This window comes from Aerococcus sp. Group 2 (assembly GCF_905125285.1).
GTDB lineage: Bacteria > Bacillota > Bacilli > Lactobacillales > Aerococcaceae > Aerococcus > Aerococcus urinae_E.
The window spans coordinates 34,244-46,534 of the sequence record NZ_CAJHPA010000004.1; the positions used below are offsets into that span (position 1 = coordinate 34,244).

At 43.0% G+C, this 12,291-nt stretch carries 10 protein-coding genes; 7 read left to right on the forward strand and 3 right to left on the reverse strand.

Going from position 1 to position 12,291, the window contains the following annotated elements:
* Window positions 1-28: 28 nt before the first annotated feature.
* Complete coding sequence (locus JFU01_RS06320) at window positions 29-610, reverse strand: xanthine phosphoribosyltransferase (RefSeq protein WP_111821991.1); 582 nt, start codon at window positions 608-610, stop codon at window positions 29-31.
* Between the two features lie 189 nt (window positions 611-799).
* On the opposite strand from JFU01_RS06320, the gene trmL reads away from it, so the two are divergent.
* The 7 genes from trmL (at window position 800) to JFU01_RS06355 (ending at window position 10,686) form a co-directional block, all read left to right on the forward strand.
* Complete coding sequence (gene trmL, locus JFU01_RS06325) at window positions 800-1,333, forward strand: tRNA (uridine(34)/cytosine(34)/5-carboxymethylaminomethyluridine(34)-2'-O)-methyltransferase TrmL (RefSeq protein ID WP_195856283.1); 534 nt, start codon at window positions 800-802, stop codon at window positions 1,331-1,333.
* Window positions 1,334-1,428: 95 nt separating this feature from the next.
* Window positions 1,429-3,510, forward strand: coding sequence for a transglycosylase domain-containing protein (locus JFU01_RS06330; RefSeq protein WP_195856284.1), 2,082 nt, complete (start codon window positions 1,429-1,431; stop codon window positions 3,508-3,510).
* A 99-nt stretch (window positions 3,511-3,609) separates the two neighbouring features.
* The gene (locus JFU01_RS06335) at window positions 3,610-3,996 is read left to right on the forward strand and encodes a YlbF family regulator (RefSeq protein ID WP_013669338.1); all 387 of its coding nucleotides are present in this window, start codon (window positions 3,610-3,612) and stop codon (window positions 3,994-3,996) included.
* 174 nt (window positions 3,997-4,170) lie between these two features.
* Entirely contained in the window at window positions 4,171-5,415 is a 1,245-nt protein-coding gene (locus tag JFU01_RS06340) for a metallophosphoesterase family protein (protein WP_195856285.1), read from the forward strand.
* A 24-nt stretch (window positions 5,416-5,439) separates the two neighbouring features.
* Complete coding sequence (locus JFU01_RS06345) at window positions 5,440-8,205, forward strand: ATP-binding protein (RefSeq protein ID WP_195856286.1); 2,766 nt, start codon at window positions 5,440-5,442, stop codon at window positions 8,203-8,205.
* 20 nt (window positions 8,206-8,225) lie between these two features.
* Complete coding sequence (locus JFU01_RS06350) at window positions 8,226-9,191, forward strand: 3'-5' exoribonuclease YhaM family protein (RefSeq protein WP_195856287.1); 966 nt, start codon at window positions 8,226-8,228, stop codon at window positions 9,189-9,191.
* 670 nt (window positions 9,192-9,861) lie between these two features.
* Window positions 9,862-10,686 carry a glycosyltransferase family 8 protein gene (locus JFU01_RS06355; protein WP_195856288.1) on the forward strand — a complete coding sequence of 275 codons (825 nt, stop codon included), beginning with the start codon at window positions 9,862-9,864 and terminating at the stop codon, window positions 10,684-10,686.
* Window positions 10,687-10,743: 57 nt separating this feature from the next.
* Here the strand turns inward: JFU01_RS06355 and JFU01_RS06360 are convergent, their stop codons facing one another.
* Complete coding sequence (locus JFU01_RS06360; protein ID WP_195856289.1) at window positions 10,744-11,766, reverse strand: peptidylprolyl isomerase; 1,023 nt, start codon at window positions 11,764-11,766, stop codon at window positions 10,744-10,746.
* Between the two features lie 135 nt (window positions 11,767-11,901).
* Complete coding sequence (locus JFU01_RS06365; protein ID WP_198434209.1) at window positions 11,902-12,288, reverse strand: YtxH domain-containing protein; 387 nt, start codon at window positions 12,286-12,288, stop codon at window positions 11,902-11,904.
* Window positions 12,289-12,291 lie beyond the last annotated feature (3 nt).

The following is a 12,291-nucleotide window of genomic DNA, read 5'->3' on the forward strand; positions in this document are numbered from 1 at the left end:
TCCTGTCTCTTTTCATTTTATTTAACAACTAGTGCCCTTCGGCAAATTCGACTTTACTGTTGGCTAGAGAGGCGATCCGCACTTCTGAATAGAGGTCAACGCCGGCATCGAGGATGCGTTGGCGGCCATCTTGGAAGGATTTTTCAATACAGATACCCACACCTACCACTTCAGCTTGGGCTTGGCTAACAATATCAATGAGTCCCATAGCAGCTTCACCATTGGCTAAGAAATCATCGATAATCAAAACCTTATCGTCTGGACTTAAGTATTGTTTACTGATAATCACAAAACTATCGGTATCCTTGGTGTAACTATGCACCTTACTCCCGTAAACAGCTTGGTCCTTAAGGGTAGAGGGTTGTTGCTTCTTAGCGAAAACCATAGGAACCCCTAATTTTTCGGCGATGATAATCGATGGTGCGATCCCGGAAGCTTCGACGGTAACAATTTTGGTAATTTCGCGACCTTGGTAGTGAGCAATGATTTTATCAGCAATATCACTGATGACACTAGGGTCAATTTGGTGGTTGAGGAATGAATCAACCTTCAAAACGTTGTTCGGAAATACCTTACCATCTTCAAGAATCCGTTGCTTTAAGTTTGCCACTCTTTTTCCTCCTTTGGTATTTTGAGCAATAATTAGAATAAGTTATCCCTATTCTACCCTTTATCGGGATAAAATGCGAACATTTTTTGAACATTAAGCGATTTTTTCCTGTGTCTAAGTCTTGGTTTCGTAATCATCCGGCTAGGGGTATAATAGATAAGATGAGAATATTTTGAAGAGGAGATTTTAATGACAAACCATATTGTATTATTTGAACCAGAAATTCCAGCCAATACCGGAAACATTGCTCGTACCTGTGCAGCGACTGACACCCACCTGCACTTAATCGAACCCCTGGGTTTTCAAACAGATGATAAACATTTGAAACGGGCTGGACTCGATTATTGGGATGCCTTAGACATTACCTATCATGACGATTTGCAGGCCTTTATGAATTATTTGGATGGTCGGCCATTGTATTTAATCAGTAAATTCGCTACCAAAAATTATACCGATATTGATTACATGGCCCATAAAAAGCGGGGAGAAGATATCTTCCTCATGTTTGGTAAGGAAACCACGGGTCTACCGGAAGCCTTTATGCATGAACATGAAGACCAGTGCCTGCGTCTGCCTATGGATGATACCCATGTCCGCTGCCTTAATTTGTCCAATTGTGCAGCAATTTGTATCTATGAAGTCCTCCGTCAACAAGCCTTCAATGATTTAGAGCTTACCCATAGCTATGACCATGACAAATTAGCAAATTTAAAAAAAGATTAAATGATAAATAAGAAAATTTAAATATCGCTTCCAGGATAAATATTAATGAAGAAACTGTAGTAAGATGAATTGAATACTTGAAAGGGGGCAGCGATATGAATGAGGGAGAACAGCAAGAAAGTTCCTGGTTTGACAAGGTCAAAGCCTTTTTAGGTCACTACTGGAAGAAATTTCGTCTGACGAAGTGGCTAATCTTTCTTGTCCTCTTGATCATCTTTATTTTCGAATCTTATTTAGTGGTTGGGGCAAAGATGACTAATGTCGATGACTTACAAGCCCGGCTCCAAATGACTACTGAGATTTATGACCAATCTGACCAAGCCGTTGGGGAAATGGCTGACGGACGCGGAACCTATGTGTCCTTAAATCAGATTTCACCTAATATTCAAAATGCTGTCATATCGACTGAAGATAAGCGCTTTTACCAACATCCTGGCTTTGATATTATCGGGATCGGCCGGGCCATGGTGGGTTATGTGGTTCACCGCGGAAATGTGGTTGGAGGGGGATCCACTCTGACCCAGCAATTAGTAAAAAATTCCTTCTTAACTAATGAACAGAGCCTGCTGAGAAAGTTTAAAGAACTCTTTATCGCCCTAGAAGTGGAGAAGAAATATTCTAAGGATCAAATCTTAGAAATGTATCTCAATCATACCTATTTTGGTAATGGGGTTTATGGGGTAGAAGATGCGTCCTTAAAATACTTTGGCACCCATGCTGCTGACCTTAATTTACCTAATGCGGCAGTCCTAGCCGGAGCCTTGAAGGGGCCTAGCCTCTATAATCCGATTGATAATTATGAAGAAGCTCAAGGTCGCCGAAATTTGGTGCTTTCCCTGATGAGTAATAATGATTTTATCAGTGAAACTGAGGCCCAAAATGCTCAAGGCACAGTGATGCCCCAGATGAATAATCCGGTGGCTAGTGATCAATCCAAGTACCCTTATTATTTCGACAGCGTCTTAGAAGAAGCGATTAATAAGTTTGGTTTGACCGAAGAAGAGGTTATGAATGGGGGTTATAAGATTTATACCAATCTTAACCCGACCTACCAAAGTCAGTTAGAGGCTGCCTATGAGAATAAGCAACTCTTCCCAACTAATAATAGTGGCCAGGCTTCGCAAAGTGCGACCGTGGCCCTAGACCCCTATAATGGCGGTGTCTTAGCCAGTGTTGGAGGGGTGGGCGACTATCACTTCCGTGGCTTTAACCGGTCTACTCAAATGAAACGGCAACCAGGTTCAACACTCAAACCTTTAAATGTTTATGTTCCAGCCCTAGAACATGGTTTTTCTAAGAATGATCAAGTGCCTGATGAAGTCCGCTCTTACGGGACTGACAACTACCGGCCTGAAAACTGGAACCACCAATCGAATGGCGACTTACCGCTCTGGGAAGCCTTGGCCCTAAGTAAAAACACCTCAGCAGTTTGGTTGATGGACCAAGTGGGGGTCAATACAGCCATGAAGAAACTTGATGCTTTCGGTATTCCTTATACGGATAAGGACCTCTCCTTAGCCAGTGCCTTGGGTGGGTTGACGGAAGGGGTTTCACCTATCCAGCTAGCCAGTGCTTATACAGCCTTTCCTAATAATGGGAAACGTTCCGAGGCCTACTTTATCCGAAAAATTGTCGGTCCTAATGGTGAGGAAGTGGTTAAGGAACAAAGTCCTAAGCAAAACACGGTGATGTCTCAAGGCGTTGCTAAGGAAATGACCAGCATGATGCTAGCGGTTTATGACGGCAACTATACCGGTTCTCAAGCTGAACCAGCGGGTTACCAAGTAGCTGGTAAAACGGGGACAGTTGAATTGACTTTGGATGATCCTCATGCAGCGGGCTATAATGATGAATGGTTTGTCGCCTATACCCCTGATGTGGTAGTGACTTCCTGGTTTGGTTTTGACCAAACCTCTTCGGAAAACTATATTTCTGCCTACTCTGGAGTTAATTCCCACTCTAGTTTCAATACCATCCTCCAAGGAATCCTGGCTAACAGTCCGGGAACTCCATTCCAGGTGGAATCAGCGGCTAAGCAATACGGTAATCGCTTTGAATATAATAACGGAGAAGAGGCTAGTCAATCACCTCATTCTAGCTCAGACAATGAAGACGTAATCAACCGAATTATTGATGGTGGGCGAAATCTCTTTGATTATTTCAGAGGTTTACTGTAGGCTTATCATTCAGTCACTGAATTGACTGGGATAGTAAAATACTTTAAAAACAATCCTATCCATGGTATATTGAAAAAAACATATAAGGGAGAGATCAATTTGGCAAATATTTACGATACCATTAACCAATTAGAACGTGACATTCGCGAATTAGACGCTTATGACGCCTTAAGTGAGGCGATGGATAAGCTGCTTAATGATGACGAAGCACGTGAACTCTATATTAATTTTAGAAACTATCAAACTAGCGTCCAAACGAAGATGCAATTAGGTCAAGAGTTAAGCGAAGAGGATGTTAAGAAAGCTGAAGACATGCAAAAAACCTTGGCTAACAATGCGGTATTAAGTGAGTTAATGCAAAAAGAACAACAACTCAACCAATACGTTGAAGATGTTAACCAAGCGGTTGGTCGTCCTATTCGTGAGATCTATGACCGCGCTAACCAAGCAACTAAACTCAGTTCAGAAGATAAAGATGGCGAATAATTAAGCCTCTAGTCACCTCAAATCTTTGAGGTGGCTATTTTTTTATTTTGAAAATATTTTCTAGTGAGCAATTGTTGAGGCCCTATCGCCTTGAATTCGCCGATAAATCTTGCGACAAAGCCCGTTAAAATATGATAAACTAGGGAAGTATCAATAAGGAAAGGGTGCGATGACTTGTTACGCTTTGTTCATGCGGCTGACCTGCATCTCGGTCAAACAATGAAAAAAATAAAAAAACAAAACCATAAAGTGTACCAAGCCTTAAGGCAAGCGACCATTGACTCCTACAATCGTTTGGTCGATATTGCCATCAATGAGGAGGTTGACTGTGTCTTACTAGCAGGAGACCTCTATGACAGTCCTGAGGGGACCTTGGCAGAACAGTTTGCCCTCGTTAAGGGCTTGGAGCGCTTGGACCAGGCAGGCATCGCCTCTTTTATTTTGTTTGGTAACCATGACTATAAGAGCCAAAAAGAAAAACACCTGGCCTTGCCAGCCTCTACCCGGGTCTTTCCACGGCAGGTAACTACCCTAGAGTTTACTACCGCTAGGGGTGACCAGGTGGCTATTACCGGCTTTTCCTATCCCAAGCGCTGGTTAACGGAAGATTATAGCCAATATTTTCCTAAGCGTTATAATCATGTTGACTACCACATTGGCATGTTTCACGGCCAGGAAAGTCAGGGAAACAGTCAACAAGACCACTATGCCCCTTTTCAAAAAAGTCATTTACAACAATTAGCCTATGACTACTGGGCCTTGGGGCATATTCATGCAGCCCAACAATTATCCGGGCAAACACCTATCGTCTATCCCGGCAATATCCAAGGGACCCATTTCAAAGAAACTGGTCCTAAAGGTGGTGTCCTCGTCTCGCTTGAACAAGGAAAGGATCCAATCATTGAAAGCATCGAAACTACTGATTGGCAATTTAAAGTCCACCAAGCGATTGCGCCTCCAATTCACGGGGTCAGTGATTTGCAAGCACTTTTCCAAAAAGCATATCAAGCTGAGGTGGACCAGGCAAGAGCAGAGGGCTTACATTATGTCTTGCGCCTCCACTATCGCGTGGACGGCTCAGACAGCGATAGCTTGGCTTTCTGGGAGGACTATGCCAAGGATTTATTCGACCAATTGCAGTGGCAGTACCAAGACCAGAATGACGTTTTTCTGGCTGACTTGCGTTTTGAAGTCAAAGGAAGCAAAAGGTTGGACCAGGCCAGTTTATACGAGCAGGCCTTGATGGAAAGCCTCGACCACTATCAGGATCCAGGAGCCTTTGACCAGGCGTTAAATGAACTATTAGACCACCCACTTTGGCAGCGCCACTTGCAGCCAGCCATCTCACTAAGCCAGTTCCAAGAAGACGTTCTAGCCGCAACTAGAAATAAAATTTTACTCTCTCTCTATCAAAAATAAGCAAGCACGGAGGAATCATAACAAATGAAATTACAAGCAATCGACATCTTTGGCTATGGGAAATTTGTCCACCGCCAATTTCAATTGACGGATGACTTTAATGTTTTCCTAGGTCCAAACGGGTCGGGAAAATCGACTTTGATGAGCTTCGTTCTAAGTATCATGTTCGGTTTTCCCAACCAACGCCGAAAGGGGAGCCGTGATTTTGATACCAATGACCAAGTTCGCTTCGGGGGGCGTCTATATTTTAAGGGTACCCAATGGGGCGATTGTGCCATTGAACGCACCCGGGCCAATGGTAAGCAAGTCTTAAAAATGGCTATTGCCGGTCAAGAAGCCAAGGAAGTTGATCATTTTAAACAACTTTTTGGAGATTTGACCCGGGATACCTATTTAGCCTATTTTGGCTTTACTGAACCTGATTTAATGCAATTTATCTGGGAATCGGAAGAAGATTTTGCCCGTAGTTTAGTCAACTTAGGTGTGACCGGTAAGCTCTCTCTTAGCCAGGAAGTAGACCAATTACAAGCGGATGCCGACAGCCTCTACCGGCCCCAAGGACAAAATCCTAAGCTTAACCAAGAAATGGTTGAACTAGAAAGACAAAACCAAGACTTGGCAGCTGCCCGTCAAGAGGAAGACGCCTATTTTGACTTGGACCAAGAATTGTCAGATAAAAAGGCGGCCTTGGCAGAAGTTCAAAGTGCTGAACAAAATGCTCGACAAAGCTTAATGGACTTAGAAAAGGCTGACCAACAGAGCGCCTCTGATGAAGAGCGGGTGGCACTGGGCTTTGAACTCGCCCAATATGATGGACCACGTTTTTCAGACAAGGATGTTGACCAATGGCAAAACATTGTGAACACCAAGGACCGCTTGGTTGAGGAGTATCAGGAGCTCAACCCTGAGGGCTTTGTGATTATGGATTCTGTAGAAGCGGAACCAGAAGAAGAACTGAATGCCGGAGGACAATGGATCAGTGACCATCTCGGCATTTCTGATCAAATGTTGGCTGAAGCCCGGGCTTACAGGGAACAAATCCGGCAAAATGAGAATCTCCATGATCAAATTGTCGAGAAACGTTACCAAGAAAGCCGCTTACTTTCAGCCTTAGGAGCTGAAACCATTGATGAATTGCCGCGTGATTTCACCAACGAAGAGCGCGAAGAATGGCAAAAACGCCAAAAAGCTATTGATAGCCGCCGGGTCTTCTACAAAAATACCAAAGCCGGCCTAGAAAACTTGATGGAAGACCGGGAAAGTCTTGGCCAAGAACGTCAAGAGATTTCCAGCAACTATGATGACTTCAAGGCCACTGTTTATAAATATACCCAGTCCTGGATTCGTCCGATTGGTATGACCTTATTAGCTGTTGGTATAATATGTTATGCGATTTCACTCTTCCACACCAGTCCTTTCTGGCGGGGAGCGGGGATGCCCGCTTTAATACTCGGTTTAATCTTTGTCTTAATTGCCTGGTTCCAAGAACGCAAAGGCAAACACTATGTTAATGAAGAAGAGAAGGCCTACCAATTAGACTTACGCGATATTGACAGTGAAACGGCTGAAATCCAACGCCAAATCGATAATCAAAACCAACAAATTGCAGAACTAGAGGAAGAATCCAAGCAATTTACCAAGGATTTAGAGGCCTTCTTACAAGCTAAGGGTGGGTCCTCTTACATCATGCCCCTAGTTTGGCTACAAACCGACTATGTGAAACAAATTGAAGACTTGGAAGGGGAAATTAACCAACTGATCCATCAAAGTGGGGCAGGCGCTTTTGGGCAAGCCCATCAAGCAGAATGGTCAGATTACCGCCAAGCAAGTCATAATCAGGCCCTGTCACTGGATTCCTTATTCCAACAGTTTGAAGATGACTACCACAATTACCGACTTTATGCGGCTAATCTTGATTATGAAGACCAAGAACAAAAAGCCAAGCAAGCCCGTCTCAGCCAGTTAGCTGACCACATTGACCAACTTGAAAAAACTGAGGAGAACTTCTTAAAACAATACAACTTAACTGACCGTGCAGACCTAGAAAAAGCCTTGAATGCCTATGGTCAATTTAAGGACAAAGAAGCTCGCTACCAACTCTTAAACCAATATCTGGATAAAAAGGCTTCAGCTTTAAATGAAGATGAAGCGGAAGTTAGCGAACAAATTAAGGCCACCAAAGACCAAATCAATAGCTACGAAGGCCAAAGACAAGTCTTACTTGCTGATATCGCGCGGATTGAAAATCAATTGAAGCAAATGAAAAACAGCCAAGCTTTACAAGTCATGGAACAAGACAAGCAAGAACAAGTTGATCAATCCTATGATACCGCAGTCGCTTGGGCTAGCGATACCTTGGCAGCTAAGACGATGGAGGAAGCGACTCTGGGGCAAGGCCAAGATACGGTCCAACGAGTTCTTGCCCAAGCCAATCGCTATCTCTTCGATTTAACCAATACGAAATTCGAAAAGATGCGCTACACTGATGACAGTGTCGAAGTCTATCAACCGATGCGAGACCAATGGACCAGTGTTAACCAATTATCCCGTGGGGAGAAGGCTCTCTTGTTTGTAGCTATGCGTTTTGCCTTCTTAGACGCCCAACTTGGCCACCAAGACTTGCCAATTCTGATTGACGAAGGTTTTGCGCATTTAGACCAAGAATACCGGCAAAATATTTATCGCTTCTTGAAAGAAAAGAGTCTATCCCGTCAAATTATTGTCTTTACCTTTGACCAAGAAATTACCCAAGGCTTACATTCCGACCAAGTTCATCACTTAGAAGCATAGAAAGGAAGCCAACTTAATTTATGGATAAGCGCTTAATTTATGAAATTCCTCAAAATGAAAAATTTGATCTCTATATTTTGATAAAAAATGCCAATGTGCGTACTGACCGCAATGGGCGCGACTTCATTGCCTTTACTTTCCAAGATAAGTCAGGGACTATTGATGGTATGTATTGGAGTGCCATGGAGGATGAAGTGGAGGCCTTTCAAAGTGGTCGGGTGGTCCGCTTAAAGGGGCACCGGGAATTATATAATGGCCAACCCCAAGTCAAGATTTCGGGCTTGCGTCTAGCCCATGATGGTGAACCCAATGATCCGACCTTGTTTATTGCTGACGGACCGATGAAGGTAGAAGATATGAAGGCTGAAATTGAAGCGGGTATTAAAAGCATTATGCATCCGGTGCTCAAGAAAATTGTGGGCAGCATCATGACCGAATACGATGATATTTTCTACCAATATCCAGCTGCCAAACGCCACCACCATGCCTTTGTTGGAGGATTAGCCTTCCATACCGTTTCCATGTTACGCCTGGCTCAAGCGATTGCTAAACTTTACCCTAATGTGGATAAAAGCTTGCTTTATGCTGGGGTTATCCTCCATGATGCCGCTAAGGTGATTGAATTTGTGGATCCTTTAAGTGGGGACTATTCGATTGAGGGGAACCTTATTGGCCATATCTCTTTGATGGGACAAAAAATTTCCCTCACCGCAGAACAGCTAGGCTACCGCCAAGATGATGAAGCAGTAGTTTTACTCAAACATATGATTCTTGCTCACCACGGGAAGAATGAATTCGGTAGTCCGGTAACTCCGCGCCTATTGGAAGCTGAAATCCTTCACCGGGTGGATGACCTAGATGCAAAGATTAATATGATGACCAGTCACTTAAAGGATGTTGAGCCTGGTGAATTTACTCCAAAAATTATGGGCTTAGAAGGACGTTCTTTCTACCATCCGAGTGATGACTATTATCAAAATATTTAATGAGAACTGAAAAAGGAGATCGAGACTATTGTTCCGACCTCCTTTTTAATATATGGATTGTCTAATCAAAACGAGCTCCAGTCACAGGACAAACGTCCGCTTCACGCAGGGTGTGAGACTTGGCGCCTAGACTTGGATGATTGGAGCAAGTTAGAATAAAAGCGAAACATTCGCTTGTTTCTAACTTGTGAAATCACTCCCAGTCTGCCAAGTCGAATCCAACTAAAACTGGTAACGCTCAGTTTCTTCCAGCGATTTCGTCCTTTGGTGTGATTGTCACACTCTGTTCCAAACCTGCTCGCTGACAAAAGTGAACTCCGCTTCAGAAATATTTGGCAATCCTTTTCAAGGATTTCCGCATATTTCTTCCAGCGTTTCACTTTTTGTCGTCAGCTCACACTCTGTTCCAAATCTGCTCCGTGTGCAGATCGATCTCCACTTCACTAAAGTGCAATAAATTCTTTTCAAGAATTTTTGCTCTTTAGTTCCAGTTGCTATAGCTGTAGGAAGCGAAGCAACGTACAGATATAGTATACGAAGCTCTATCGACCTTTGGCGCACCCGTCGCACTCTTTTGTTGAGAATTTATTAAGCTTTGACTTATTAAGCTTTAATTCATTTGGGCATGGTAAAGTAAGTTTAAGCTATTTTTCAGTCAAGGAGCTATGGAATGAATTTATTATTTGCCGTTGATGACCACTATGTGGAGCCCATGCTAACCACGCTTTACTCCATCTATAAAAACACAGCCAAGCGTGACTTCCAAGTCTATATCTTGCAAAAACAGCCCCTGGCGGCCCGCGACAAAATTGATCGCTTTTTACAAGCCATGGGGATGACCTACCACCCGGTGCTTATTGATCAAGATATTTTTAAAGAAGCACCGGTTTCTAAACGCTATCCAGAGACTATCTACTACCGCTTGCTAGCCCACTATTTCTTGCCCGATCAGCTAGAGAAGATCCTTTACTTGGATGCTGATATCCTTTGTATTAATGACCTCGTGCCCCTATATGAAACTGACTTAGGAGATGATTTATACGGAGCAGCCAGTCACGCTAAGCTGACTAAGATTACTGACCAGATCAATAAGTTGCGCTTAGGGAATAGCCAGGCTGACCACTATTATAATTCTGGAGTTTTACTGATGAATCTTAAGGCGATCCGACAAAAGGTGACAGCCGATGATATTTTTGACTTTATCCAGGAAAATCGCCATCAATTAATTCTGCCTGACCAGGATGTCCTCAATGCCTTGTACAGCCAGTATATCTATGATTTGCCAGATCAAATTTACAACTATGATGTCCGCTATAGTAAACTTTATGAGTTGATTAGTGAAGGGGAGTGGACTCCTAATTGGGTGGTTGATCATTGCGTTCTCTTGCATTTTTGTGGGAGGAAAAAGCCTTGGCAAAGGCAGCACTTGGATAACTTTGGTCTGCTTTATGCCCACTATGACCATAAGCGGAAATTATTTACCAATGTCAAATAAAATGAAAAGAGCATGCCCCCGAGGAGATTCCTTGGAGCATGCTCTTTTACTGATAGACTATTTTTTATCAGATTCTGCTTGGCTTTGGCTGTTTTCTTGTCCTTTTTGCTCGTCTTTATTGTCTGCTTTTTTGTCTTGATCTTTTGATTTTTCTTTAGAATCTTTATCTGCTTTTTTGTCCTCTTCTTTTGGTTTGAATTGGTCGAGAGCAGATTTTAGGTCGGAGTCCTTAATGTCAATATTGTATTTCTTCAAGAGATCACTGGTGACTTGGAGGAGGGTAGAAGGATCTTGCATTTTCTTATTCTTCACTTGTTCAGCCAGCTTATCTTTTTCATCTTCAAAGCTACCTTTTTGACCCTTTTTATCTAATTTAATGATGTGGTAACCGTACTGGGATTTGACCGGTTCCTTGGTGTATTCCCCTTCGTTTAGTTTGAAAGCAGCGTCCTCAAATTCTTTGACCATTTGGCCTTTTTCCACTTGACCTAAAGACCCTCCTTTTTCTTTGCTGCCTGGGTCTTTACTGTGTTCTTTAGCTAATGCACTAAAGTCGCCACCTTGGTCTAATTGTTTGATAATATCCTTGGCTTCGTTTTCATCTTCTACTAAGATATGTGAAATTTCCGCAGCAGGTTCATAGTCTTCGTAGGCTTTCTTTAATTCTTCGTCTGAAACAGGAATATTTTTCTTGAGGGCCTCTTGGGTGAGGGTGTATTGGATTAGTGATTCTTTGTAGGCTTCTTCAGAAGGTACGCCGGAACTTTTGAGGACATTTTGGAATTTGTCATTATCGCCAACTTGGGCCTTGGTGGCCGCAATTTGTTGGTCAGTTTCTTGTTCAATTTCCTTATAACGGTCCTTACCCACTTCTTGTTTAGAGATTTCAGAAAGGATGAGTTGGCGAAGGGTCTGATCGCCGGCAACTTTCTTCATTTGGTCATTCAATTGACCTTGGGTAATTTTAATATCATCACCGGTCGCCACAGCGCTGTCATTGCTTTGGCTTTGGCAAGCTGCCAGTGTGAAGGCGCATAGACTAGAAACTAGGCCCAGGGTGAATTTTTTCTTAAATTTCATAAATCAAACTCCTAATCATTTCATTCAATATACTCTAAAAATATAGCACAGCTCTTATTCTAACTCAATGCTAATGAAAAGAAGTCTAAGAACCTTCAAAGATTCTTAAACTTCTTTTCTCTTACTATCTTCGGATTATTCGTCTTCTTTATCGGCCGTTTCATCACTATCTGTTTCCCCATTTAAGAGAGCAGAATTATCCACATCGGCCTGTAATTGGGCGACTTGTTCTTGGATACGATTCATTTGGGGGACGGCGGTGCGTTGGAAGTCACGGATTGCTAGTTGAATGTCGTCCCGGGCTGAGCCAAGGGTCTGCATGCCTTGATTAGCCAAATCGCTAATGGCTACTTGGGTTTCAGCTAAGGACCCCGTAAGATCGGTAGCTGCGCCTGATAAACGTTTACTATAGTCTTTTAGAATGCGGCGGTTGGTTTCGCCAGAATGGGGCGTTTTCAAGAGGGCATAAGAACCCGCAAGGAGGGCGCCCAAGCCCAAACCTTTTAAAAATGCTTTCAACATCGA

Bases quoted from the DNA above. Each gene is read 5' to 3' on its own strand.
- trmL (WP_195856283.1), top strand. From the start codon at position 800: ATGACAAACCATATTGTATTATTTGAACCAGAAATTCCAGCCAATACC.
- JFU01_RS06330 (WP_195856284.1), top strand. From the start codon at position 1,429: ATGAATGAGGGAGAACAGCAAGAAAGTTCCTGGTTTGACAAGGTCAAA.
- JFU01_RS06345 (WP_195856286.1), top strand. From the start codon at position 5,440: ATGAAATTACAAGCAATCGACATCTTTGGCTATGGGAAATTTGTCCAC.
- JFU01_RS06350 (WP_195856287.1), top strand. From the start codon at position 8,226: ATGGATAAGCGCTTAATTTATGAAATTCCTCAAAATGAAAAATTTGAT.
- JFU01_RS06355 (WP_195856288.1), top strand. From the start codon at position 9,862: ATGAATTTATTATTTGCCGTTGATGACCACTATGTGGAGCCCATGCTA.
- JFU01_RS06360 (WP_195856289.1), bottom strand. From the start codon at position 11,766: ATGAAATTTAAGAAAAAATTCACCCTGGGCCTAGTTTCTAGTCTATGC.
- JFU01_RS06365 (WP_198434209.1), bottom strand. From the start codon at position 12,288: ATGTTGAAAGCATTTTTAAAAGGTTTGGGCTTGGGCGCCCTCCTTGCG.